At 72.5% G+C, this 23018-nt stretch carries 22 protein-coding genes and 4 pseudogenes; 15 read left to right on the top strand and 11 right to left on the bottom strand.

Translation table 11 applies throughout. The features are described 5' to 3' along the window. Nucleotides 1-156 precede the first annotated feature (156 nt). Nucleotides 157-440 (bottom strand): annotated as a pseudogene (locus ACF09J_RS24220) (hypothetical protein); the annotation flags it as partial. 578 nt (nt 441-1018) lie between these two features. Between ACF09J_RS24220 and ACF09J_RS24215 the strand changes: the two are divergent. The 3 genes from ACF09J_RS24215 (at nt 1019) to ACF09J_RS24205 (ending at nt 3292) form a co-directional block, all read left to right on the top strand. Further along, entirely contained in the window at nt 1019-1342 is a 324-nt protein-coding gene (locus ACF09J_RS24215) for a hypothetical protein (protein WP_392307517.1), read from the top strand. A gap of 451 nt (nt 1343-1793) precedes the next feature. Beyond that, nucleotides 1794-2609, top strand: coding sequence for an esterase/lipase family protein (locus ACF09J_RS24210; RefSeq protein WP_392307516.1), 816 nt, complete (start codon nt 1794-1796; stop codon nt 2607-2609). 392 nt (nt 2610-3001) lie between these two features. Next, a complete protein-coding gene (locus ACF09J_RS24205; protein WP_392307515.1) occupies nt 3002-3292 on the top strand; it encodes a DUF3040 domain-containing protein in 291 nt (96 codons plus the stop codon). A 144-nt stretch (nt 3293-3436) separates the two neighbouring features. On the opposite strand, the gene ACF09J_RS24200 is transcribed toward ACF09J_RS24205, so the two are convergent. The 5 genes and pseudogenes from ACF09J_RS24200 to rox all read right to left on the bottom strand — a co-directional run bounded on the left by ACF09J_RS24200 (nt 3437) and on the right by rox (nt 8029). Next, entirely contained in the window at nt 3437-4705 is a 1269-nt protein-coding gene (locus ACF09J_RS24200) for a cation:proton antiporter (protein WP_392307514.1), read from the bottom strand. A gap of 5 nt (nt 4706-4710) precedes the next feature. After that, nucleotides 4711-5181 carry a cation:proton antiporter regulatory subunit gene (locus ACF09J_RS24195; RefSeq protein WP_392307699.1) on the bottom strand — a complete coding sequence of 157 codons (471 nt, stop codon included), beginning with the start codon at nt 5179-5181 and terminating at the stop codon, nt 4711-4713. Between the two features lie 71 nt (nt 5182-5252). Next, nucleotides 5253-6484 (bottom strand): annotated as a pseudogene (locus tag ACF09J_RS24190) (MFS transporter); the annotation flags it as partial. Next, nucleotides 6459-6549, bottom strand: a pseudogene (locus ACF09J_RS24185) (TetR/AcrR family transcriptional regulator); the annotation flags it as partial. The pseudogenes ACF09J_RS24190 and ACF09J_RS24185, both read right to left, overlap by 26 nt. A gap of 43 nt (nt 6550-6592) precedes the next feature. Then, a complete protein-coding gene (gene rox, locus ACF09J_RS24180; protein ID WP_392307513.1) occupies nt 6593-8029 on the bottom strand; it encodes a rifampin monooxygenase in 1437 nt (478 codons plus the stop codon). A 331-nt stretch (nt 8030-8360) separates the two neighbouring features. Between rox and ACF09J_RS24175 the strand changes: the two genes are divergently transcribed. Both ACF09J_RS24175 and ACF09J_RS24170 read left to right on the top strand, forming a co-directional pair. Next, nucleotides 8361-10121, top strand: a complete 1761-nt coding sequence (locus tag ACF09J_RS24175; protein WP_392307512.1) for an MOSC domain-containing protein — start codon at nt 8361-8363, stop codon at nt 10119-10121. Then, nucleotides 10082-11397: pseudogene (locus tag ACF09J_RS24170) on the top strand (FAD-dependent oxidoreductase). Before ACF09J_RS24175 ends, ACF09J_RS24170 begins: the two are co-directional and overlap by 40 nt. Before the next feature lie 78 nt (nt 11398-11475). On the opposite strand, the gene ACF09J_RS24165 reads toward ACF09J_RS24170, so the two are convergent. Then, on the bottom strand, nt 11476-11766 hold the full coding sequence (locus tag ACF09J_RS24165; protein WP_392307511.1) for a hypothetical protein: 291 nt from the start codon (nt 11764-11766) through the stop codon (nt 11476-11478). Nucleotides 11767-12171: 405 nt separating this feature from the next. On the opposite strand from ACF09J_RS24165, the gene ACF09J_RS24160 reads away from it, so the two are divergent. Together ACF09J_RS24160 and ACF09J_RS24155 are read left to right on the top strand one after the other, a co-directional pair. Further along, complete coding sequence (locus tag ACF09J_RS24160; RefSeq protein WP_392307510.1) at nt 12172-13176, top strand: anion permease; 1005 nt, start codon at nt 12172-12174, stop codon at nt 13174-13176. Nucleotides 13177-13196: 20 nt separating this feature from the next. Beyond that, nucleotides 13197-13793, top strand: coding sequence for a hypothetical protein (locus ACF09J_RS24155; protein WP_392307509.1), 597 nt, complete (start codon nt 13197-13199; stop codon nt 13791-13793). Here the strand turns inward: ACF09J_RS24155 and ACF09J_RS24150 are convergent. Together ACF09J_RS24150 and cynR are read right to left on the bottom strand one after the other, a co-directional pair. Next, on the bottom strand, nt 13751-14695 hold the full coding sequence (locus tag ACF09J_RS24150; RefSeq protein WP_392307698.1) for a GNAT family N-acetyltransferase: 945 nt from the start codon (nt 14693-14695) through the stop codon (nt 13751-13753). The genes ACF09J_RS24155 and ACF09J_RS24150 overlap by 43 nt on opposite strands. 202 nt (nt 14696-14897) lie before the next feature. Further along, nucleotides 14898-15809, bottom strand: a complete 912-nt coding sequence (gene cynR, locus ACF09J_RS24145) for a transcriptional regulator CynR (RefSeq protein ID WP_392307508.1) — start codon at nt 15807-15809, stop codon at nt 14898-14900. Nucleotides 15810-15933: 124 nt separating this feature from the next. Here cynR and ACF09J_RS24140 point away from each other — a divergent pair, with 124 nt between their 5' ends. The 5 genes from ACF09J_RS24140 (at nt 15934) to ACF09J_RS24120 (ending at nt 18552) form a co-directional block, all read left to right on the top strand. After that, nucleotides 15934-16527 (top strand): carbonic anhydrase, encoded by a 594-nt coding sequence (locus tag ACF09J_RS24140; RefSeq protein ID WP_392307507.1) that lies wholly within the window; start codon nt 15934-15936, stop codon nt 16525-16527. Between the two features lie 95 nt (nt 16528-16622). Beyond that, complete coding sequence (gene cynS / locus ACF09J_RS24135) at nt 16623-17093, top strand: cyanase (RefSeq protein WP_392307506.1); 471 nt, start codon at nt 16623-16625, stop codon at nt 17091-17093. Nucleotides 17094-17175: 82 nt separating this feature from the next. Beyond that, nucleotides 17176-17676 carry a nucleoside deaminase gene (locus tag ACF09J_RS24130; protein ID WP_392307505.1) on the top strand — a complete coding sequence of 167 codons (501 nt, stop codon included), beginning with the start codon at nt 17176-17178 and terminating at the stop codon, nt 17674-17676. Between the two features lie 10 nt (nt 17677-17686). Then, nucleotides 17687-18199 carry a nucleoside deaminase gene (locus ACF09J_RS24125; RefSeq protein ID WP_392307504.1) on the top strand — a complete coding sequence of 171 codons (513 nt, stop codon included), beginning with the start codon at nt 17687-17689 and terminating at the stop codon, nt 18197-18199. A 191-nt stretch (nt 18200-18390) separates the two neighbouring features. Continuing rightward, a complete protein-coding gene (locus ACF09J_RS24120) occupies nt 18391-18552 on the top strand; it encodes a hypothetical protein (RefSeq protein WP_392307503.1) in 162 nt (53 codons plus the stop codon). 89 nt (nt 18553-18641) lie between these two features. On the opposite strand, the gene ACF09J_RS24115 is transcribed toward ACF09J_RS24120, so the two are convergent. Continuing rightward, the gene (locus ACF09J_RS24115) at nt 18642-19214 is read right to left on the bottom strand and encodes a heme-binding protein (protein WP_392307697.1); all 573 of its coding nucleotides are present in this window, start codon (nt 19212-19214) and stop codon (nt 18642-18644) included. 330 nt (nt 19215-19544) lie between these two features. Between ACF09J_RS24115 and ACF09J_RS24110 the strand changes: the two genes are divergently transcribed. Both ACF09J_RS24110 and ACF09J_RS24105 read left to right on the top strand, forming a co-directional pair. After that, nucleotides 19545-20849 carry a sensor histidine kinase gene (locus tag ACF09J_RS24110; protein WP_392307502.1) on the top strand — a complete coding sequence of 435 codons (1305 nt, stop codon included), beginning with the start codon at nt 19545-19547 and terminating at the stop codon, nt 20847-20849. After that, nucleotides 20846-21517 carry a response regulator gene (locus tag ACF09J_RS24105; protein WP_392307501.1) on the top strand — a complete coding sequence of 224 codons (672 nt, stop codon included), beginning with the start codon at nt 20846-20848 and terminating at the stop codon, nt 21515-21517. The genes ACF09J_RS24110 and ACF09J_RS24105 overlap by 4 nt, the downstream gene beginning before the upstream one ends. Nucleotides 21518-21547: 30 nt before the next feature. On the opposite strand, the gene ACF09J_RS24100 is transcribed toward ACF09J_RS24105, so the two are convergent. Continuing rightward, nucleotides 21548-22003 carry an SRPBCC family protein gene (locus tag ACF09J_RS24100; protein WP_392307500.1) on the bottom strand — a complete coding sequence of 152 codons (456 nt, stop codon included), beginning with the start codon at nt 22001-22003 and terminating at the stop codon, nt 21548-21550. Nucleotides 22004-22091: 88 nt separating this feature from the next. Between ACF09J_RS24100 and ACF09J_RS24095 the strand changes: the two genes are divergently transcribed. Beyond that, complete coding sequence (locus tag ACF09J_RS24095; RefSeq protein ID WP_392307499.1) at nt 22092-23015, top strand: polysaccharide deacetylase family protein; 924 nt, start codon at nt 22092-22094, stop codon at nt 23013-23015. The last annotated feature ends 3 nt before the right edge of the window (nt 23016-23018 follow it).

Genomic DNA, 23018 nt, shown 5'->3' with positions numbered 1-23018 from the left:
GCCGCCTCGATCAGTCGCCTGATGTCGTTCAGGTCGGCCTCGAACTCGGCGGTGAGGTCGACGGGAAGGTCCAGCCACGGTCCAAGTCTGCTGTGGCCGGGGAGTTCACCGTCCGGAAGTCGGCCGCGCCGGCTGCGCGGGTCGAGAGTGCCGGGAGCGAACCGGTGGCCACTCGGCCATCCACATCAGCGCCATCATCGCCGTGCCCGCCACGGCGGCCGGCCGCAGCGCCACACCGGTCATGACGGACGCGCCGACGGCGAGGGCGAGCAGGCCCAGCATGAACATCCAGTCCGCCCACGTCTGGCCGGCCCACGAGTGGAACGTCGACTCCGATCAGGCCCGACGGCGACCGAGCTGAGGAAGCCCTTCGTCGGCGATCCGCCGTCGACCCAGCCCTTGCCGGACGCGGTCGCGTAGCCGAGGCCGAACTGAAGGTCCCTGTCAGCGGGGCCAGTTTCTGCGGGGCCAGGCAGCCCTGGGCGTCCCCGCCGCGGGCGCAGGCGTCGCACGCCCTCCCCGGCGCGATGACCACCCGTTGGCCGGGCCGCCAGTACGGCACCCGGGTGCTCGCCTCGGCGCCGCACGCCGAGTCGGCGGCCGGCACGGGAGAAGCGCGCCGCACGCATGGCCGCCGCCGCAGCCATGGGCTCACCCTCAGGACGGGTTCGCCCTTTGGGCTGAACACCCGATATCTACCCCTTTGCGAGCGCGGTGACGGCCCCGTGCGCCGCCGCCCGAAACGGGTCCCCGACCGGAGGGGACGGCGCTGTTACGGAAGGCCTTCGACCATTCGCGGGAGGCGCGGCGGCGAAACCGCCAGGTGGCCCGCACACTCCCCGGATCGATGCTCCGTACAAGGGAGAGTTACGGATATATCCGCGTTTCGTAACACGAATCGGTTCGGCGATCTGGTGTCGTCGTGAAGGGCCACAGTGTGGCGTCTCGGCACGAAGCCGGGAATTCGGATCGCACGCCCGGCCAACCAGGGCGGGTGTGCACGACCGTGAGGGGATACATGTCTGTTTCTCGTAAGGCGCTCCGCCTGATCGCCACGTGTGTGGCATCGGGCGCCCTCGTCGGCGCGGCCGCCCTGCCGGCCCTGGCGGCCGACGCGGGCCACGACGGCGCCAGGAACCTCCCGCAGAGCCAGCGGGCGGACCTCATCAGGATCGACCACGACCACGACCGCGACCGCGACCACGACCACGACGGACGACGCGGTCACTTCGGCGACCGTGACCGGTACCGGGCCTGGCACCACGGCTGGTACAACAACCGTCCCTGGTACCGGCACCACGGCTGGCACGGCGACCGGCACCACTTCCCCGGACGCCGCTAGCCCGTCCCGGACGTAGTGCTGTGACGCGGAGGGCGGACCGCATCCTCCCCCACCGCCGTCACAGCCGACATGGCCGCTGCACCGAAGGGCCGAAGACCGTGCGCACGGTCTTCGGCCCTTCGGCCGTCCGCCGACCGCCGACCGCCGCGCCGCGCCGCGCCGCGCCGGCCGAACCTCCCATCGGCGCCGGGGCAATCGGATGGTCTCTGCGAAGTCGTCCGGTCGCCGCACGTAATCCGCGTGTGAGGTGGGCCACCAAACCATTGCTGACAGCGGAAACTTCGGCTTAACGTCCCCGCAATCCGTTTGAGCGGACGGCGTGTCCAGCCGGTTTCCGTTCTGCGGCGGCCTTCGGGCGCGAGCTCGGAGCGGAGCCTTCTCCGTGCGGCGGGGCGTGCTCCGCCGTGTGGTTCCGGCAGCGCGTGCCCCTGGCGGCGTGAGGAGTCGCCCCATGAATCGCCCAAGCCTGCTCCCCGTCCGCGCGCTGACCGAAGCCGTGTTCGGCGCCGCCGTCGAAGTGGCCGCGATCGTCGCGGCGCTGGCCCTGTACCCGTCCGGTCTGGGCGAGGGCAGGGAGCGCCGCGGTCACGGATCCCGGTGGGCGGCCCCTTCGGACGGCGCCGTGGCCCTTCCGGCCGTCTCCACCGACAGCCCGGTCCTGCTGGTGCACGGTCTGTGCAGCAACCGCGCGATATTCCACGTCATGAGACGCGGTCTGCGGCAGGCGGGCTTCGGCCGGGTCGCCGTGCTCAACTACAACTGGCTGAACAACGACGTCCGCGGTGCCGCTCACCTGCTGGCGGACGAGGTGGAGCGGGTCTGCGAGCGCAGCGGGCACGAGCGCGTCCATCTGATCGGCCACAGCCTCGGCGGCGTGGTCGGCCGCTACTACGTGCAGCGCATGGGCGGCGACGCCCGTGTGCACACACTGGTCACCCTGGGCGCCCCGCACACCGGCACGCTGGCCGCGGCGCTGCCGCTGCCGCTCCGGGCGATCCGGCAACTGCGCCCGGGCAGCGACGTGCTCATGGAGCTCACCGAGCCCGCTCCGGGCTGCGGTACACGCTTCGTGGCGTTCCACAGCGACCTCGACGAGCTGATCGTCCCCGCCGCCAACGCCCGGCTGGTCCACCCCGACCTCCGGATACGCAACGTCCCCGTGCGGGCCGTCGGCCATGTCTCTCTGCCGATGCACGGCAGGGTCGTCGGCGAGGTCTGCCGCGTGCTCCACGACGCGCACGACGCCGAGCCCCTGGCCGCCGCCTGAGCCGCGACGGCCTGCTGTCCGGCCGGGTCCGTCGTCTCCGGCACCCCTTCCGCGTCGTCTCTGGGCATCGGGTCCACCCGTAAATGGGTGTCGGACCCGATGGCGGCACTCCCTGGCCACGGGTGAGGGTGGAGGCAAACCCCCTTTCGACGGTCGTACCGGCGTGTGGCTGCCGTTGCCGCGCGCTCGGGCCCGGCTACGGGTCCGCGGTGCCCCGACCGGGGGAAGCCCGAGTCAGTCGAGTCAGTCGAGTCACGAGAGGAGCCCGGCACCGATGGCGGCAGTGCCACGGCGGCCTGCCCGGTCGCGGGGTGCGGGCTTCCGGCCGCACGGCGGCCCGCTCCGCCGTGCCGTGGCCCCTGTCCGCCGCCGCGTGCCGGGAGGAGCGCGTCATGCCCGGAACCGATGACAAGCTGCTCGGCGAGATCGCGGCTCGCGTGTACCGGGACGATCCCCGGTTCGCCCGTGCTCTCCGGGCCGGCCGCCCCTGCCGGCCACGCGAATACCGGCGCACCGGGGCCTGGGTGTTGCTCGGATTCGCCCTGCTGGTGCTGGGCACCGGCATCACGCTGGCCCACGGACTGCTCATCGTCACCGGCATGGTCCTGGCCGGTATGGCAGGCGAACTGTGCGACCCCCGGCGCGGCCCGCGCAGGCAGCGGGTCCCCCCACCCCGCTCCTGACTGCGACGGGCCGGCCGCGGCCGCACGGCGGCGGCCGGCCGCACGACGATGGAACGGCCGCACGGCGAGGGAACGGCCGGGGTGGCAGGTGACGGGTGCGGGTTCGTGGGGGTGCTCCGCCGGTGCCACTCGGCCGTCCTCACCTCATGGCCGGCCGACCGTGTCCTGGTCAGCCGCCGTCTCCGCCGTCTCCTGCGTCCCGGCACCCGCTGTCCAGCCCTCGGCCGGTGCGCCGCCGGCCGGGACGGGCTTGCCGAGCAGGGCCGTCAGGCGTCGGGCCACCGGTTCGGTGTAGCGGGCCGAGAGCGGGCCGATGATGACGAGGATCAGCACGTACGCCGTGGCCAGCGGTCCCAGGTCGGGTTCGATCCCGGCCGTGACCGCGAGCCCGGCGATGACGATGGAGAACTCGCCCCGGGCGACCAGCGTGCCGCCCGCGCGCCAGCGTCCCTTGACGGAGACACCGGCCCGCTTGGCGGCCCAGTAGCCGGTGGCGATCTTGGTCAGCGCGGTGACGACGGCCAGGGCGAGCGCGGGCAGCAGTACCGGCGGAATGGACTGCGGGTCGGTGTGCAGTCCGAAGAACACGAAGAACACCGCGGCGAACAGATCGCGCAGCGGGGCCAGGAGGTTGTGCGCGCCCTCCGCCACCTCGCCGGACAGGGCGATGCCGACCAGGAACGCGCCCACTGCGGCCGAGACCTGCAACTGCTGGGCGAGCCCCGCGACCAGCAGGGTCAGGCCCAGCACGACCAGCAGCAGCTTCTCGGGGTCGTCGTTGGAGACGAAGCGCGAGATGTGCCGGCCGTAGCGCACCGCCACCAGCAGCACCAGCGCGGCGACGCCGAGGGCGATGGCCAGCGTGACGCTGCCCGCCGCCAGCCCCGCGCCGGCCAGCAGGGCGGTGATGATCGGCAGGTACACGGCCATGGACAGGTCCTCGAGGACCAGGATGCTGAGGATCACCGGCGTCTCCCGGTTGCCCAGCCGGCCCAGATCGCCCAGGACCTTGGCGATCACACCGGACGAGGAGATCCAGGTCACCCCGGCCAGGACGACGGCCGCCACCGGCCCCCAGCCCAGCAGCAGCGCCATGGCGGCGCCGGGCAGGGCGTTGAGCGTGGCGTCGACGAGCCCGGCCGGATACTGGGTCTTGAGGTTGGAGACCAGGTCACTGGCGGTGTACTCCAGCCCCAGCATGAGCAGCAGCAGGATGACGCCGATCTCGGCGCCGATCGCGACGAACTCCTCGCTGGTGTCCAGCGGGAGCAGTCCGCCCTGGCCGAAGGCGAGTCCGGCCAGCAGGTACAGGGGGATGGGCGAGAACTGGAAGCGCCCGGCGAAACGGCCCAGCAGACCCAGGCCGAGAATGATCGCGCCGAACTCGATCAGAAAGACAGCGGACGAATGCACGCGTATCACTCCCGTCCGAGAATCGCCGCGGCGGCGTCGGCGCCTTCGCGCGTGCCGATCACGATCAGGGTGTCCCCGCCCGCCAGCCGGAGGTCGGGCCCGGGCGACGGGATCGCCTCGGCCCGCCGCAGGACCGCCACGATCGACACACCGGTCTCGGTGCGCATCCGGGTCTCCCCCAGCAGCCGCCCGTTCCAGTAGGAGGTCGCCGACAGCTCGACGCGCTCCGCCACCAGCCCCAACTCGGTCGTGGACAGCAGGTTGGGGCTGTGGTGGGAGGGCATGAGCGCGTCAATGACGGCCGCCGCCTCACCGGCGGTCAGCCGCACGGACAGCGCGCAGGCGTCGGGATCGTCCTCGCGGTACGCGCTGAGGGTCCGTGTTCCGTCCCGGTGCGCGACCACGGACAGACTGCGCTGTTCTCGCGTGGTGAGGTCGTAGCGGACCCCGATTCCCGGCAACGGCGTACCACTCATGCGCGCAGCGCCCACGGTTGTTCTCCCTGTCGTCCTACTTGGCGGTTTCTTTACCAATCCTTAACGGCACCCTATCGAGTGGAGCCGGGCGGATGGAATGCGGACGGTGTCGGCTCCGTCTCATTCCGGAGAACCGGAGAAGAAACGCGGCCTCGGGCAGGTGCCGGCCGACGCCGTGGGACCCCCGGGTGAGGCAGTCGCGACGCCGGGATCAGGCCGAGGGCGGTGAGGGCGGCCAGGACCAGCAGGACCGGATCCATCGTCGAGACGGCGGACCCGGCCGTGCCGGCCGCGACCGCGATGCCGAGGGTCGGCCCGATGTTCATGGCGGTCTGCTTGAGCCCACGGACGACTCCCGCGAACCCCGGCGGCGCGTCGCCCACCACGGTCCCGGTTGCGGTGACCATCACCGCGGCGAACCCGGCGCCGATCACGGCGAAGGCGGCGCCCATGACGACCCACGGGCTGTCCGCGTCGAGCAGGGACAGTGCGGCGATGCCGGCCACGACGAGGACCGTGCCCGTGATCGCGGTGCGGCGCGCTCCGTACCGGCGCAGTGCGGCGTCCGCTGCGGGTGAGCCGAGGACCATGAGCACGGTCAGCGGCAGGACGCGCAGACCGCAGGCGAGCGGGTCGAGGCGGAGCGTGACCTGGAGACAGAACGTCGCCCTGAACAACGCTCCGAACAGGCCGGCGGACGCGACCAGCAGGAGACCCATCGAGGCCGTCACGGGCGCCGACCGAGCCACGGCCGGCGGGACGATCGGGTGCGTGGCGCGCCGTTCGTGCCGGACGAGGACCGCCAGCACGCCTGCGGCGGCGAGGAGTTCGAGCAGCGTCCACGCCGCCGTCCAGCCCTGCGCGGGCACGCCGGCCAGGGCGTGCACCAGGACCGCCGGCGCGAGTGCGAGCAAGCCCGCGCCGGGGGGTTGAGGCGTGAGGAGTCGGCTCGTTCGGGTACGGGTGAACGCACGCCGAGGACGAGTGCCGCGATAACGAACGCGACGGGCACGTTGACCCAGAACACGGCACGCCAGCCCAGGTGCGCCACGAGCACGCCGCCGAGGATCGGACCGGATCCCGCCGCGACCGCGTCCGCACCGGTGCGGACGGCGATCGCTCCGCCGAGCCGTTACGACGGGTACGCCTGCCGCAGCAGCGCGAGCGTCGCGGGTTGCAGCAGCGCGCCGAACCCGCCCTGCGTCACACGCAGGACCGTCACCCAGCCGATGCCCGGCGCGAGCGCGATCCCGGCCGAGGCGGCCCCGAAACCGAGAACGCCGACCGCAGCGCGTGGTGCGTGGGGAAGTACCGGCGCGGCGCCCCGTGCGAGACGCCCGCCCGGCGTGCTGTTTCCCGCAGACCCACGGACGTCTCTACTCACCTCGCTTCCAAGCGGAGTGCGCCAAGCTCAACTGACGGGCGCCCCGAACCACGCGGAGAGCCGGCCGAGCAGATCCCGCTGGTCCTCACCGACCCATGCCACATGCCCGTCCGGCCGCAGCAGGACCGCGGGTGCGTCCAACTCCTCGCTGACGTCGACGACATGGTCGACCCGGTCCGCCCAGCCCGCCACCGAGAGCCTGCCGGTCCGGTCCAGCAGCAGCCCGCGCCCACCGTGCATCAGCTCGTAGAGGCGCCCTCGCTTCAGCCGCAGGTCCCGCAGCCGCCGGCCGAGCAGTACGTGGCCCTCGCCCATGTCGTAGCGGACCTCCACCGCGGTGATGATCCCGGTCACGTACCGGTTCACCTCCTCGAAGTCCATCAGCTTCGAGAACAACTCCCGCAGCGCGGTGGCGCCGGGGTCGGTGCCGAGCAGCGTGATCTGCGCGCGGGTGTTGTCGAGGACCCGGGCGCCGACCGGGTGCCGTTCGGCGTGGTAGCTGTCCAACAGGCCTTCCGGGGCCCAGCCGTTGACCTCGGCGGCCAGCTTCCAGCCGAGGTTGAACGCGTCCTGCACGCCGAGGTTGAGGCCCTGACCGCCGGTCGGCGGGTGGATGTGCGCCGCGTCGCCGGCCAGCAGGACCCGGCCCACCCGGTAGCGCTCGGCCTGCCGGGTGGCGTCGCCGAACCGGGACAGCCAGCGCGGCGAGTGCGCCCCGAAGTCGGTGCCCGCGACGGCCCGTAGCCGCTCCCTGAACTCCTCCAGGGTCGGCGGGGTCGTACGGTCCTCGGCCACGCCGTCGGCGGGCACGATGATGCGGTACACCCCCTTGTGCCCGTCCACGTCGGGGATGGCGCCGAACCGCAGTTGGGTCCTGCGGACGTCGGCGACGACGGCGGCGACCGTCGCCGGATCCTCAGTCGTCTCCATGTCGCCCAGCAGGGTCTCGATCGTGGCGGGTTCGCCGGGGAAGCCGACGCCGAGCAGCTTGCGCACGGTGCTGCGGCCGCCGTCGCAGCCGACGAGGTAGCGCGAGCGCAGGCGCGTGCCGTCGGCCAGTTCGACGGCCACCGCGTCCTCGTCCTGGCTCAGGCCGACCACCTCGCGACCGCGCCTGATCTCGGCGCCGAGTTCGACGGCGCGCTCTTCGAGCAGCCGCTCGGTCACCGGCTGCGGGGTGGCGAGGCCGTACGGGTGTGCCGTGTCCAGCCGGTCCGGCCACGGCTTGACGATGCCGCCGAAGAGACCGCCGGCCTGGAACTTCTCACTGACCGCGAGGAACCGGTCCAGCAGGCCGCGCTGGTCCATCATCTCCACGCTGCGCGCGTGCAGACCGCGTCCGCGGGACTGCCCGGTCGGCTCGGTCAGCTTCTCCAGCACGACCACACGCACGCCGTGCAGCCGCAACTCGCCGGCCAGCATCAAGCCGGTCGGTCCGCCGCCGACCACGATCACGTCAATCATCAAAACGCCCGTTCAAGGAGAGGAGGGAGGATGGGTCGGCCGGCCAAGCATTACTTGTTTGCGCAGGTTCTGGCTTCGGCCGGAGATTCTGCAGGACGACCGGGGTCTTGCCGCAAGGCCCCCGGTGCGCTATAAGTTGAGAGTGGCAAGGAGCGGGTGCTCCTTGCCTTTGTCTTTGTCTGCTGTCCTTGTCCGCGCCTCTCGCGCTCCCCGCGGACGAACGCGCCCCCTGCCGGTCCACGAACTAGGATCGATCCCAGCGCACAGATACAGCGCCATGCGGGGCTGCCCCGGCTGCCGCCCCGGCCGACCACCCCGCAGGAGGTCCGCGATGGCGACGCTGCTGTCCGTGAACGTGGGGATGCCCACGGACGTCCCATGGCAGGGAAGGACCGTCCACACCGGAGCCTGGAAGACTCCCGTCGTGGGTCCCCGCATGGTCCGGCGGCTCAACGTCGACGGAGACGGCCAAGGGGATCTGGCCGGGCACGGCGGCGAGATCCGTGCCGTCCTCGTCTACCAGTCGGAGTCCTACGAGTACTGGCAGAAGCAGCTCGGGCGCGACGACCTGAGCTTCGGGATGTTCGGGGAGAACTTCACCGTCGACGGACTGCCCGACGACGAAGTGTGCATCGGCGACCGGTACCGCATCGGCGAGGCCGAGTTCGAGGTCACCCAGCCCCGCGTCACCTGCTACCGCGTCGGCATGCGCCTCGGCGAACCCGCCATGGCGTCCCTGCTGGTCACCCACCACCGCCCCGGCTTCTACCTGCGCGTGCTCACCGAGGGGCACGTCCGGGCCGGCGACCGGATCACCCTCGTCCGCAAGGGCCCGGAGGAACTCAGCGTCGCGGACGCCGACGCACTGCTCTACCTCCCCGACCGCGACCCCGCCAAGCTGCGCAAAGCACTCAACATCCCCGCTCTGAGCCCCGGTTGGCAGCAGTCCTTCCGCGAACTCGGCGCCGCGCAGCAGCCCCGGCAGGAACCCGGATGGCCCGGCGAGCGCGCTAGCACACGGCAGTCCAGGGAGGAGCCGGGGTGGCCGGGCTTCAAGAGCATGCGCGTGGCCCGTATCGTCCAGGAGACCGCCGACATCTCGTCGGTCTACCTCGACAGCGCCGACGGCACACCGCTGCCCGAGGCCCGCCCCGGCCAGTACCTCTCCATCCGGCTCCCGGTCGGCGACACCGTCCCCACGGTGCGCAGCTACTCCCTGTCCTCCACGCCCACCGACCGCACCTACCGCATCAGCGTCAAGCACGAATCATGCGGGAAGGTCAGCGGTTACATCCATGCCACGCTCCACCCCGGTGACCTCGTGGACATCGCAAGTCCTAGGGGAACGTTCGTACTCGAAGCAGGCACCCGCCCGATCGTCCTCGTCTCCGCGGGGATCGGCGCCACTCCCGTGCTCGCGATGCTCCACCGGCTCGCCGCCGTACGGGACCCACGGCCCGTCTGGTGGATCCACACCGCGCACGACCGCGCCCACCACGCGTTCGCGGACGAGGCGCACGCCCTCCTGGCCCGGCTCCCCGACGCCCACGAGCACATCTACTACACCTCCGAAGCCCCGCCCCCGGGCGAGCGGTACATCACTCGCGGCCGCCCGACCGCCCCGGCGCTCACGGCCCTGGGCATCCCCACCGACGCCGACGCCTACCTCTGCGGACCGACCGCCTTCATGGACGACCTCGGCGGTTGTCTGCGCGACCACGGTCTGCGCGCGGAGCGGATCCACACGGAGCAGTTCGGCGCACTGCCCGCCATCAACCCCGGCGTCACGCCCACCGCCGCCGTCCGGCCGCACCAGCCGCCCGGTCCCCCGGGCACCGGCCCGCTCATCACCTTCGCCCGCAGCGGCATCAGCACCCCCTGGTCGGCGGCCCAGGCCTCCCTGCTCGACCTCGCCGAGGCCTGCGACATCCCCACCCGCTGGTCCTGCCGCACAGGCGTCTGCCACACCTGCGTCACCCACCTCTTGGCGGGCGACGTCGCCTACACCACCCCGCCCCTCGAACTCCCCGAACCCGGCACCGTCCTGGTCTGCTGCAGCGAACCGACCACCGAAGTCGTCCTCGACCTCTAGTGCCGCAGGTCGTGCTGGGCGCCGGCCCAGTCGGCCAGAACGTCGCCGACCATGTCCGCGCCGCGGGCCTGACCGTGGCCGTCGTGGAGCGGGAACTCGTCGGCGGTGAATGCTCCTACTGGGCGTGCGTGCCCAGCAAGGCGCTGCTGCGTCCGGTCATCGCCGTCGCCGACGTCCGCCGTGTGGAGGGGGCCCGGCAGGCCGTCACCGGCCGGATCGACGCCGACCGGGTCTTCGCCGCCCGTCGCGACCACTACGTCTCGAACTGGGACGACAGCGGGCAGGCCGAGTGGGTCAAGTCCATCGGCGCGGACCTCTTCCGCGGCCACGGCCGCCTCGACGGCGTCCGCCGAGTCAGCGTCACCCGCAACGACGGCGCACGTCAGACACTCACCGCCCGGCGCGCGGTCGCCATCGCCACCGGCAGCGGGCCCGCACTCCCCAACATCCCCGGCATCGACGAGGCCCGGCCCTGGACGAACCGGCACGGCACCGACGCCGCCGCCGTGCCGCCCCGGCTCGCCATCGTCGGGGGCGGCGGAGTCGGCGTGGAAATGGCCACCCTCTGGCAGGGACTGGGCTCCCAGGTCACCCTGCTCGCCCGCCGCCGCCTCGTCCCCCGCATGGAACCCTTCGCGGGTGAACTCCTCGGGCGCAGCTTCACCGAGGCGGGCGCGGACGTGAGGACCGGCGTCCAGGTCACCGCGCTGCGCCGTCCCGACCCGAGCGGGCCGGTCACCCTGATCCTCGACGACGGCGGCGAACTGGAGGCGGACGAGGTCATGTTCGCTACCGGTCGCACCCCCCCCCCACACCGACGACATCGGTCTGGACACCGTCGGCCTCGCCCCCGGCTCCTGGCTCGACGTGGACACCACCTGCCTGGTCCGCGGTGTCGACGGCGACTGGCTGTACGCCCTCGGCGACGTCAACCACCGTGCTCTCCTGACCCATCAGGGCAAGTACCAGGCCCGCACGGCAGGTGACGCCATCGGCGCCCGCGCCGCCGGCCGGCCGGTGGACGACGCCGACTGGGGCGACCATGCCACCACCGCCGACCAGCACGCCGTTCCCCAGGTCTTCTTCACCGACCCCGAAGCGGCCGCCGTGGGTCTGACCACCGAGCAGGCGACCGCCGCCGGTCAGACCCACGGCGACCGTCGCGGTCGCGGGCGAGGTACCGCTCAAACGGCTGAGGCATGCGGTCAGTTGCTTCCCGACCGTCAGCGAGATCTGGCTCTTCCTGCTCGCCGCCCACCAAGGCGACCATGACTGAAGCAGACGGAGGCGCGGTGTGTGCGTGTGCTCCGGCTGGAGAGCCGGCCAACGGCCACACACCGCGCTCCGAACGTGCTCAGTACCAGTAACCTCCGTAGTCGCCGTAATCTCCGTAGCCGCCATAGCCGCCATAGCCGCCACCATGACCGCCGCCGTAGCCGCCGCCATGACCGCCGCCACCGTGGCCGCCGCCGCCATGACCGCCGCCGCCTCCTCCGCCGTGGTCACCGTAGGAGCTCACGGAGGTCTGCGGGGCGTGAGCCGGAGCGGCCGCTGCGGTTCCCGCCGCGCCGATCGCCGCACCACCGGCCACGAGAACGCCGGCTGCGGTGACCGCGAAGAGGTGCTTCAGACGCTGTGCCTGCATGATCTATGACTTCCCTTTGATCGACTTGCGCGTTGTCGGACGCGCGCAATGGTTGGCCGCGGCAACAGAAAGACGCGCGGCGTCGTGCGCCACGTGTCATGGGGGAAGAGCTTCCCTGCCCGGCTCCGTAGTCCCGTGGTGCGGGATCTCACGAACGCCCGGAGGCCACGGTCTTCAAGGATCCGCCGGAAGGTGCGTACTACCGGGTTCCGGCACCCGGTCACCCACGCTAGTCGCCCCTTGAGCGATCGCATCTCGGGCGGGATGTCAACCGTTTGCCGATGCGAGCGCGGGGCTTCAGGTCGGCCGAATGTCCGCGACGACCGCGGAACAGCTTCCCCTGCTCACGAACGGGTGTCCATTATGTGGGGGTAGCGCAGCTTTCAGCGGACGGAGTCAGGCTCGATGGACGCGAATCTCGCTGCCCTGGTGACCGTGGTGGTCATCGCCTTGGCGTTCGACTTCACCAACGGCTTCCACGATGCCGCGAACGCGATCGCGACGTCGATCTCCACCCGTGCGCTGACCCCGAGTGCCGCGCTGGCGCTCGCGGCGTGCATGAACTTCGCCGGTGCGGCGCTGGGCACGGGGGTGGCGAAGACGGTCGGCTCGGGCATCATCGCCACGCCGCCCAGTTCCCACGGTCTGAGCGTGGTGTTCGCCGCTCTGATCGGCGCCATCTGCTGGAACCTGATCACCTGGCGGCTGGGCCTGCCCACCTCCTCCACCCACGCCCTGATCGGCGGCCTGGTCGGCGCCGCGCTCGCCGCGGCCAGCGGCGTCCACTGGAGCGGAGTGGTGGACAAGGTCGTCCTGCCGATGGTCTTCTCGCCCCTGCTCGGGGCCGTGCTCGGCTACCTGGCGCACACGTTGATCCTGTGGCTCTTCCGCCGCGCCCGGCCGGCGAAGGCCATGCACGGTTTCCGTATCGCGCAGTCCGTCTCGGCGGCCGGGATGGGCCTGGGACACGGCCTGCAGGACGCGCAGAAGACGATGGGCGTGATCGTGCTCGCACTGGTCACCGCCGGGCAGCAGACCACCTTCGACGTGCCCTGGTGGGTCATCGGGGCGGTCGCCGCCTCCATGGCCGCGGGAACGTACACGGGCGGCTGGCGCATCATCCGCACGCTGGGACGGCGGATCGTGCACCTCGACCCGCCACGCGGTTTCGCCGCCGAGTCGGCCGCCGCGAGCGTGCTGTACGCGACGGCGTTCATCTGGCAGGCGCCGGTCTCGACCACACACACCATCACCTCCGCGATCCTCGGCGCCGGCGCCACTCGGCGGCTGTCCGCGGTGCGCTGGGCCATGGCCCGCAACATCGCCACCGCCTGGCTGCTGACCATCCCCGGCGCCGGACTGGCCGCGGCCGCCACCTACGCGCTCGTCCACCTGGCCCTGGGCACCTGAATCGTAAGGAGGCACGTGCGATGAACGACTTCGGCGCACACCCCCTCGCACTCCAGCGGTACACGCACCTGACTCCGGCCGACGGGATGTGCCTCATGGAGTACGTCTCGCTTCTGACCGGCGGCGGCTTCACCGACCGACCGGCGTGCACCGACGCCCTCCTGGCGGCCCTTGCCCGGATGGTCAACGATGCCGTGACCGACGCCGGCCGCAGCCGCCTGATCCACCTCGCACCCCTGCTGGCGCACGGTGCGCCGGGGGCGGGAGTGCGCGACCGGGTCGTCCTCCACTGCTGGGACGCGGTCGGTGCCGCCGCGGCGCCCGGCAGCCGGGCCGAGCGACGCGCGCGCCGCCGCCGCGACACGGCCCGCGAACGGCTCGCGGCCGGCCGGGAGGAGGGGAGGGTGCCGGCGTGGCTGCGCCTGCACGGCCCGGCACGCCGCGCCGCGGAAACCGCGGTGCGGGTGCTGTCGGCCCTGCCCCCCGCCGACGCCGACCGAGCCCTGCTACGGCTGCTGACCCTGTGCGCCACGGGGAGGCAGGCCCGTACGATCTCCGTCCGAGGCCGGCGGATTCAGTCCCAGGTCATGTTGATCTCGCGTTCGAAGTTGACGTAGCCGGCGCGGTGGAAGGCCTGCGCCATGGGGGTGTTGCCGAGGTCCGTGGACGCCCGGATACGGGGGACGTCCTGTTCGGCCAGCACTCGGGTGCCCTCGGCGAGGATGTCGTCGATGTAGCCGTTGCCGCGATGGGCGGGCAGGACCGCGATGTAGGCGATGATGGGGTTGTAGCCGTTGTGAGCCGGGACGACGAATCCCACGGGCTCTCCGTCGGGCAGGGTCGCGATGCGCCACCAGTCCCGCGGGCTGGTGTAGCGGGCCAGTTCCTCCTCGTAGTGCTTGACGGCCGCTTCGTGGGCGGACATCCGGGTCAGCTCGTCCCGACCGTGTGCGTCCAGTGTCCCCTCCATGACCGAGGTCATCAGGGAGACGAGTTCGCCGGCGTCGTGGACGGGCCGGAAGGCGAGCCGCCCACGGGGCTGCGGGACGGGCGATCCGGGGCGCCATTCCAGACGCAGTCGTTCGACGAGGAGCCGGGCACCGGTCCGTTCCAGCACGGCCATGCGCTCCTCGACGACGCGCCTGGTCGCCGTGTTCTCACGCCAGTCGGGCGGGAGGAAGCGGCTGTACTCGGGGAGAGGCGAACCGTCAGGGAGGGTGGCCGCCGTCGCGGTGCGCAGGAGTCGTACCCCGGTGTCCACGCGTTCGGGGCCCGAGGTGCTGTCGTCGATGTCGAGGACGTCCAGGATGAGCGGGGCGTCGCCACCCGGCCGGCTCCACCAGGCGGCCCTGGCCAGCAGGCGGTCACCGCGCACGGCGACCCACATCCATTCGGGCCGTCGGCGGCCGGCGGCGAGGTCGTCCGCCAGTTCCTCGTTGAGCGTGTAGGGCAGTCGGCAGAAGAGGTCGAGTTCTTCGCGTCCGGTGATCGGACGCACGGTCAGGTCGTTCTGATGCACGGTCAAGGCACACTCCGGTGAAGGCGCCCGTCCGCTCCGGGTCGGTCAGAGACCGTCCGTACCCCGGGAGGACTCAAGCGCGGTGATCATGCGGATCATGGGCTCGTCCCTCCTCTCGCTGTCGTCCCTCACCCTTCTGGCGCGGGAGATCGACTGTAGCGCAACGCGCGGGACGTGTGCCCCGGAATTTCCGCCCCGGACGTCACTGCGGGGCCTCGGTGTAGCCGCGGGCCCGGACGAGGTCCTGGGTAAGACGGGTGAAGGCGCGGGCGGCGGCGCTCTGGTAACTGCCGCCGCGCCGCAGGAGGGTGACGGTGCGCGCGGGCAGGGGCGGTTCGAGCGGAACGGGGTGAAGGTGCGGGTGGTCGTGGGTGATGGCGTCGGGAAGCACGGTGGCGATCGGGGTGCGCCGCACGATCTCGACGAGCGCCTGGACGGAGTTGGCCTCCACCGTGATGCGCGGCTGCACCCGGTGCGCCGCGAAGTGGGCGTCGATATGGCTGCGGGTGGCGAAGTCGCCGTTCAGCAGCGCCAGTCGGCGATTGCTCAACTCGTCCACCGGTAGCGGCCGGGACGGGCCCGCGTCGGGGCCGGGGGCGCCGGTGACGAGGCTCAGGCTCTCGGTGAACAGGGTCGTCGCCACGACGCCGGGCAGATGCGTACCGGCGAAGGCGACGCCGAGGTCGAGGTCGTCGGCGAGCAGGGCCGACTCGACGCGGTCCTGGGTCATCTCCTTGACGTCCACGGTGATGCCGGGATGCCGGGCGTGCAGTTCGGCGACCAGCGGGCCCACCAGATAGGCGGTGAACGTCGGCGTCGCGGCCAGCCGCAGATGGCCGCGGGTCAGGTCCTGGACGTCCTGGACGGCACGCTCGGCGGCCGCCAGGTCCCGCAGGGCACGGCGGGCATGGCGGGCGTACGTCTCGCCCGCGTCGGTGAGCCGCACGCTGCGGCCGGTGCGGTCCAGCAGCGGCACGCCCACGGTCCGCTCCAGTTGCCGGACCTGCTGGGAGAGCGTGGGCTGGGAGATGCGCAGGTCTTCGGCGGCGCGGGTGAAGCTGCCGTGCTCGGCCACGGCGAGCAGATAGCGCAGATGACGCAGTTCCAGAGCCATGAGAACGATTATAGATACGAGCAATGGGAGACATGGGTACTGCGTCTTGGACTCTATAGGACCAGGTCATGCATGGTGGATTCACCGAGTCCGGCAGGCCGGAACCCACCGAAGGGAGTGACTCATGCGCGACCTCGCCCAGGGCGTCACGCGTTTCCAGCGGGACGTCCACCCCGCCAAGGCGGACCTGTTCGCCCACCTCGCCGAGAACCACGCGCCGCACACGCTGTTCATCGGCTGCTCCGACGCCCGCGTCGTACCGGAGCTGATCACGGCCAGTGAACCGGGTGAGCTGTTCGTCGTGCGCACCGCGGGCAATCTCGTCCCGCCCCACGTGCCGGGCCCCGACGCCGTGGCGGCGGCCATCGAGTACGCCGTGGCCGTCCTCGGCGTGTCCGACATCGTGGTGTGCGGGCACTCCGGGTGCGGCGCCATGACGGCCCTGGCCGAGGCCCACGACCTGCGCGGGGTGCCGGCGGTCGCCGAGTGGCTGCGGCACGCGGACGCCTCCCGCGCCCGTACCGCCGCCCGCGGGGACGTCGCCGCCCTGGTGCGCCAGAACGTGCTCGCCCAGCTGGCGAACCTGGTCACCCACCCGTCGGTCGCCGGCGGCCTGGCCGACGGCACCCTCACGCTGCACGGCTGGGTCTACGACATCGCCACCGGAGACGTCGAGAACGTCGCCGCCGAGCCGCACGTGACCGCGCCCGCGGCCTGACCCCCCACCCCTGAACCCCGATCTCCGAACCCAGATCTCGGACCACAGGTCTCTGATCCCTGACCTCCGAATCCGGAAGCCTGAAAGGAACCCCCATGCCGCACGCCCAGTTCGACCCCACCGCCCGGCAGGCCCTCGCCGTGGTCGCCGTCGAGGCCAAGACCCGCAAGGACCTCACCTGGCAGCAGATCGCGGACGCGGCCGGCCTGTCGGTGGCCTTCACCACCGCCGCCCTGCTCGGCCAGCACGCCCTGCCCGAGCCGGCCGCGCAGGCCGTCGGCGAGCTGCTGGGTCTGGACGCCGACGCGGTCGCGCTGCTCCAGACGATCCCGACCCGCGGCTCGATCCCCGGTGGCATCCCGACCGACCCGACCATCTACCGCTTCTACGAGATGCTCCAGGTGTACGGCACCACGCTCAAGGCCCTGGTGCACGAGCAGTTCGGCGACGGCATCATCTCCGCGATCAACTTCAAGCTGGACGTGAAGAAGGTCGCCGACCCCGAGGGCGGCGAGCGCGCGGTGATCACCCTGGACGGCAAGTACCTGCCCACCAAGCCCTTCTGATCCACCCCGATCGGACCTGCTCCGGGGCGGTACCGCCTGCCCGGCCGCCCCGGATTCCTCCTCCCGCAGAAGGACACCCCTGATGGACTTCGCACAGCGCACCGTCGACATCGCCCGCCGCAACGTCGCCGAGGGCGGCCGCCCGTTCGCGACCGTCATCGTCAAGGACGGCGAGACCCTGGCCGAGAGCCCGAACCTGGTCGCCCAGACCAACGACCCCACGGCGCACGCCGAGATCCTCGCCATCCGCGAGGCGTGCACCAAGCTCGGCACCGAGCACCTCGTCGGCGCCACGATCTACGTACTGGCCCACCCGTGCCCGATGTGCCTGGGCTCGCTGTACTACTGCTCACCGGACGAAGTGGTCTTCCTCACCACCCGGGACGCCTACGAGCCGCACTACGTGGACGACCGCAAGTACTTCGAACTGGACAACTTCTACGAGGAGTTCGGCAAGAACTGGGACGAGCGCCGGCTGCCGATGCGCTACGAGCCGCGTGACGCCGCGGTCGACGTCTACCGGCTCTGGCAGGAGCACAACGGCGGCGACCGCCGTGTCCCCGGCGCTCCCACCGCGGCCTGAGGGAGCGGACGTGATCCTCACCGAACCGAGCGCCGCCGAGCTGCGGCACCTGGAGCGCGCGGTCGAGCTGGCGGTCGAGGCGGTGCGGGCGGGGGACGAGCCGTTCGGCTCGGTCCTGGTCGGCGCCGACGGGCAGGTCCTGGCGGAGGACCGCAACCGGGTGAACAGTCTGGACGACCACACCCGGCACCCCGAGTTCGAGCTGGTCCGCTGGGCCACCGCCCATCTCACCGAGCGGCAGCGGGCGGAGTCCACCGTCTTCACCTCCGGCGAGCACTGCCCCATGTGCGCGGCCGCCCACGGCTGGGCGGGCCTCGGCCGGATCGTCTACGCACACTCGGCGGCCCAGTTGACGGACTGGCTGGCCGAACTGGGCGTGCCCGCCGCCCCGGTGCGCTGCCTGCCCATCCGGGACGTGGTACCCGGACTGACGGTGCGGGGCCCCGTCCCGGTCCTGACCGAACGGCCGCGCGAGCTGCACCGCGACTACCGTGTCGGCCGGCGGGGCACGGCCGCTTCCTGACAGACGGCCGGGATGCCACTGCTCGGCGCGCGTCCGGTCACCGTGCCCCGCACCGCGGCAACTACGGTTCGGGGCAAATGATTTGGTTTGCCCGCGCATCGCTGCCCTGCCCTGCCGTCCCCTGCTCTGCCCTGCCGTGCCGTGTTACTGGTCCGCCGGCGCTTCGGCCTCGCGCAGGGGGCCGCGATCCGGTGGAAGCCGCGGTGCTCGGCGTGCACGCGTGCCGTCGTCCCGTCGGCGTCCGGCAGGAGCGGGTCGGCGCCGGCACCGAGCAGCACCTCGACCACTTCCTGGTGCGTGCTGCGGTCGTCCTGCGCGTTCACGTCCGCGCCCGCGTCGACCAGGACCCGTGAGCGAGGGGCCCGCAGGGCGAGCGTCCGCCGAGCCGGGGACGTCACTCGGTCGGGGACGTCACCGGCTCGGGTGGTGCTGCGCGCCGGGGTCAGCGCCCGTTGCTGATGGCCGCGACGCCTGCCTGGGCGAACTTCTCGTCCAGGTCGCCGGAGGGGGCGCCCGCCACGCCGACGGCGGCGATCGGGGCGTTGTTGTGGGCGACCGGGGCGCCGCCCGCCAGGAACAGCGTGCCCGGGATGTCCTTCAGGGTCGGCGCCGAGTCCAGGCGCTTGACCAGCTCGGAGGTGGGGGCGTTCCAGGAGACGGCCGTGTACGCCTTCTTGATCGCCGAGTCGTAGGACTGGGGGCCGGCACCGTCGCCGCGCAGGGTGACGATCGTGTTGCCGTTGCGGTCCACCACCGCGACGCTCACCCGCCGGCCCTCCTTCTCGGCCGCCTTCAGCGCCGCCCGCGCCGCGTCGGTGGCGGCCTCGGCCGTCAGGTGGGTGCTGGTGGTCGTGGCCTTGCTCTTCACCGCGGTCACGGCCGCGACCGGAGCGGCGGCCGGGGTGTCGGCGGAGGCGGAGACCGCTCCGGCCACACCGGCACCGACCGCTGCCACGGCCGCCACGGAGGTGATGGCCTTGGCGCGGGCGGAGAACTTCTTGGCCTTGTGCTGCATCACGGATACCTCTCCCGTCGTATCGCGGTCCTCGGCATCCGTACCGACGGATCGGCGTACCCGTGCGGGTGCCGGAGGACTCGGCGCTTCCTGCGCCGTGCCTCCACTCTCGGCCCGCTCAGCGCGCCCTCCCGTCGACGTACCGGCTGCTCCCGGCGCGTGGAACGGCGTACGGCGGGGTCATCCGATCGGTTGACCCCGTGCCGTGCCACGCGGGCGACAATGGCCGTGTTCGCCGAGTCCGGGACCTTTCCGCCGAAGCGGCGCCGAAGCCGGCCCGCCGCCGAGCCATCGCCATGTCCGCACGTCCCGGCCGGGGAGGAACAGCCCATGCCGTCCAGGAACCGGCCGTCCCCGGCCGGCCCGAGCACCCCCGGCAGCGAGGCCCCCGGGCCCGCGTTCGTCATCCACCTGGCGTTCTTCCTGCTGCTGGGCTCCGACCTGTTCCGGTACGTCCAGCGGCACGGCGCCCAGCCCCAGGTGCCCGCCGTGCTGGCACTGGCCGGCGCCCTCGCGGTGCTGTACGTCGCCGGCCACCGCACGGGAGTCGCCGCGGCCGGCCCGGCCGTCCGCGGGACGGCCTCCCACTCCTCCCGGGGCTCCGCCTCCGCGGGCCGCGGGCGGCCTCCCCTCACCGGGCTGCTCTGGCTGGGCGCGCTCGTCGGCGTGTGGGCGGTCCTGGTCGCCCTGGCGCCCAGCTTCGCCTGGTGCGCGGTGCCGTTGTTCTACACCGCGCTGCGCACCCTGCCGACGCCCGCCGCGTACGCGCTGGTGACGTTCTTCACCGTCTTCGTGGTCGTCGCGCAGCTCCGGCTGGCCGACCGTCTCGAAGTGGACCTGGTGATCGGTCCACCGGCCGTCGCCGCCCTGGCGACCTCGGTCTTCACCCACATGGACCGGCAGGCGACCCGGCAGGCCGCCCTGATCCGCGACCTGGTGCGCACCCGCCGCGAACTCGCCGCCACCGAACGGCGCGAGGGCACGCTCGCCGAGCGGCAGCGGCTGGCCATGGAGATCCACGACACCGTCGCCCAGAGCCTGACCAGCCAGCGGATGCTCCTCCAGGCCGCCGACCGGCTGTGGGAGAGCGAACCGGCTCAGGCCCGCGCCCATCTGCGCACCGCCGGGTCGATCGCCGAGAGCAGCCTCGCCGAGGCTCGCCGGTTCGTGCACGACCTGGCGCCCGCCGACCTCGCCGAGGGCGGCGGCCTGGAGTCGGCCCTGCGGCTTTTGGCCACCCGTGAGACCACGGCGGAACTCACCGTCACCTGTCTCGTCGACGGCGCTCCGGGACCTGACGGGCTGCCGGACCGGGTGCAGTCCGCGCTGCTGCGCATCGCCCAGGGCGCCCTCGCCAACGTACGGGAGCACTCCGGCGCCACCCCGGCCGCCCTCACCCTGACGCACCTGGAGGACCAGGTCCGGCTGGACGTCGCCGACGACGGCCGCGGCTTCGACGCCGTCGCGCTGCCGGAGCGGGCCCTCGGGCTCCGCGGGCACGGTCTGCCCGCGATCCGCGCCAGGGTCGGCCAGCTGGGCGGCACCCTCACCATCGAGTCCGCGCCCGGTGACGGCACCGTCGTCTCCGCGGCCGTCCCGCACCGTCCCACTACCGCGGAGGTCCCCACTCCATGACCCGGACCGAACTCACCGAGCAGCCCGAAGCCACCGGACCGGCGCCCGTACGGCTCGTCCTGTGCGACGACCACGCCGTGGTCCGCGCCGGGCTGCGCGCCCTGCTCGGCAGCGCGCCGGGCATCGACGTGGTCGGTGAGGCGGACAGCGGCGCGGAGGCCGTCGCGCTCGCCGCGAAGCTCGCGCCCGACGTGATCCTCATGGACCTGCAACTCGGCGACGGGATGGACGGCGTCGAGGCCACCCGCCGTATCACCGCCGACTCCGGCGGCTCCGTGCATGTGCTGGTCCTGACCACGTACGACACCGACGCGGACATCACCCGTGCCATCGAGGCGGGCGCCACCGGCTATCTGCTCAAGGCCGAGCGCCCCGACGAGCTGTTCACGGCCATCCACAGCGCCGCGGCGGGCCGCACCGCCCTGTCCGCCCCCGTCGCCCACCGGGTCATGACCGGTATGCGCAGCCCGCGCCCCAGACTCACCGACCGCGAGCGCGACATCCTCGGCCAGCTGTCCCGTGGGCTGAGCAACCGGGACATCGCCAAGGCCCTCTTCCTGAGCGAGGCCACCGTCAAGACCCACCTGGGCCGCATCTACGACAAGCTCGGCGTCGACACCCGCGCGGGCGCCGTGGCCGTCGCCAAGGAACGGCGCCTGCTGCCCTGACGCACACGGCCCGGCATCCGCTCCCGCCGTTCACCCGCTGCGTTCGGCGTACTCCCGGAAGTGTTCCAGATCGCTGCGTACGAGCCGTTCGATCGCGTTGGCCTGGGCGAATCCCCTGGGTCCTCCGAACGCCTCACGGACGGTGTCGGGGTCGTACTCCAGCCGTGCCTGGATCCGGGTGTTCCCCTGGTCGATGGGGTGCAGGGTGAGGGAGCAGCTCAGTTGCGGGGATTCCGTGGTGTGCCACTCCAGTACGCGGTCCCCGGTGCGGTCGGAGGCCTCCATCTCCACCTGCCGGGCCCGTCCGCCCGCCTCGACGTCCAACTGGGCGCGGCCACCGGCCTCGGCACGGGCGTCGCGCACTCCGGCCATGAAGCGGGGGTAGTTCTCCACCCGGTGAAGGCTGTCCCAGGCGCTGTCGAGGGGAACTCCGACGTCGATGTGTTCTTCGAGGGTGCTCATGGCGACCTCCACGGTTCGGCTCACGACGCACGTCCTTCTCCCTCCAGTGTGCGCCCCGCTCCGGCCGCCCGGCCCGGATGCTCGCGGTGCGGGCCCGGACTACGCTCCCCCTATGGCTGGTCCATCCCGTCGGGATGCCTTCCGCACCGAGCGGGCCCGGCACCCTTCGCCGCCGGACACCGATCGCCGCGTACGGAACCGCGTGCGGAACGCGGCCGGGGCGGCGAACCGGACGCGCGCGCCGACCGCACTGGTGACCGCGGCGGCGCTGGCCCTGGCCCTGTCCGGCTGCGGCGGCGTCGCGCCGCGGGCCGCAATCATGAAGCAGGTGTCGTCGGCGAGCGGCGCGGTGGCCGGAGCCGGGACGGACCGGGGGCCCGGCGGGTCCGTCGACTGCCGCAGGACGAGATGCGTGGCGCTCACCTTCGACGACTCGCCGAGCGTCCGCACTCCGCGCATCCTGGACATCCTGCGCCGGTACCGCGTGCACGCCACCTTCTTCACGCTGGGCGAGCACCACGTCGCCGAACACCCGGGAACGGTCCGGCGGATGGCCGCGGAAGGCCACGAGGTGGAAACCCTCACCTGGTCCCACCGGGTCCTCACCCGGATCAGCCCGGCCGAAGCGCGCCAGGAGATCACCCGGGGCCGCGAAGCCGTGGCGAAGGTCATCGGCCGCCGACCCGTCCTGCTGCGCCCGCCGGAGGGCCGTACGAGCACGGCCGTCACCGCGATCTGCCGGCAGCTCGGCATGGCGCAGGTCCTGTGGAGCGCGACCGCGTCCGACTACGAGACCACCGACTCCGCGCTCATCACCCGCCGGATCCTTGCCCGGACCGGCCCCGGCGGGATCATCCTGCTGCACGACCGGGTGGACCCCACGCACCGCGGCTACAACGGCACGGTCGCCGCGCTTTCCGGCATCATCTCGGGCCTCGACGCCCGCGGTTACACCTTCGTCACCGTCGCCCGGCTCCTCGCCCCGGCCGGGCCCCGGCCCGGCGAGGTGTACCGCGACGGTCCTCTCGACCGGTGACGG

Source organism: Streptomyces sp. NPDC014889 (genome assembly GCF_043081205.1).
GTDB lineage: Bacteria > Actinomycetota > Actinomycetes > Streptomycetales > Streptomycetaceae > Streptomyces.
The sequence above is the reverse complement of the archived record's forward strand: the minus strand, read 5'-3'. Positions and strand labels throughout refer to the sequence as shown.

Excerpts from the sequence above, each read along its gene's own strand:
- ACF09J_RS24155 (WP_392307509.1), top strand. The coding sequence starts at position 13,197 with ATGAACGACTTCGGCGCACACCCCCTCGCACTCCAGCGGTACACGCAC.
- cynR (WP_392307508.1), bottom strand. The coding sequence starts at position 15,809 with ATGGCTCTGGAACTGCGTCATCTGCGCTATCTGCTCGCCGTGGCCGAG.
- ACF09J_RS24175 (WP_392307512.1), top strand. The coding sequence starts at position 8,361 with ATGGCGACGCTGCTGTCCGTGAACGTGGGGATGCCCACGGACGTCCCA.
- ACF09J_RS24130 (WP_392307505.1), top strand. The coding sequence starts at position 17,176 with ATGGACTTCGCACAGCGCACCGTCGACATCGCCCGCCGCAACGTCGCC.
- ACF09J_RS24215 (WP_392307517.1), top strand. The coding sequence starts at position 1,019 with ATGTCTGTTTCTCGTAAGGCGCTCCGCCTGATCGCCACGTGTGTGGCA.
- ACF09J_RS24115 (WP_392307697.1), bottom strand. The coding sequence starts at position 19,214 with ATGCAGCACAAGGCCAAGAAGTTCTCCGCCCGCGCCAAGGCCATCACC.
- ACF09J_RS24160 (WP_392307510.1), top strand. The coding sequence starts at position 12,172 with ATGGACGCGAATCTCGCTGCCCTGGTGACCGTGGTGGTCATCGCCTTG.
- ACF09J_RS24110 (WP_392307502.1), top strand. The coding sequence starts at position 19,545 with ATGCCGTCCAGGAACCGGCCGTCCCCGGCCGGCCCGAGCACCCCCGGC.
- ACF09J_RS24105 (WP_392307501.1), top strand. The coding sequence starts at position 20,846 with ATGACCCGGACCGAACTCACCGAGCAGCCCGAAGCCACCGGACCGGCG.
- ACF09J_RS24165 (WP_392307511.1), bottom strand. The coding sequence starts at position 11,766 with ATGCAGGCACAGCGTCTGAAGCACCTCTTCGCGGTCACCGCAGCCGGC.
- ACF09J_RS24095 (WP_392307499.1), top strand. The coding sequence starts at position 22,092 with ATGGCTGGTCCATCCCGTCGGGATGCCTTCCGCACCGAGCGGGCCCGG.
- ACF09J_RS24140 (WP_392307507.1), top strand. The coding sequence starts at position 15,934 with ATGCGCGACCTCGCCCAGGGCGTCACGCGTTTCCAGCGGGACGTCCAC.
- cynS (WP_392307506.1), top strand. The coding sequence starts at position 16,623 with ATGCCGCACGCCCAGTTCGACCCCACCGCCCGGCAGGCCCTCGCCGTG.
- rox (WP_392307513.1), bottom strand. The coding sequence starts at position 8,029 with ATGATTGACGTGATCGTGGTCGGCGGCGGACCGACCGGCTTGATGCTG.
- ACF09J_RS24195 (WP_392307699.1), bottom strand. The coding sequence starts at position 5,181 with ATGAGTGGTACGCCGTTGCCGGGAATCGGGGTCCGCTACGACCTCACC.
- ACF09J_RS24205 (WP_392307515.1), top strand. The coding sequence starts at position 3,002 with ATGCCCGGAACCGATGACAAGCTGCTCGGCGAGATCGCGGCTCGCGTG.
- ACF09J_RS24210 (WP_392307516.1), top strand. The coding sequence starts at position 1,794 with ATGAATCGCCCAAGCCTGCTCCCCGTCCGCGCGCTGACCGAAGCCGTG.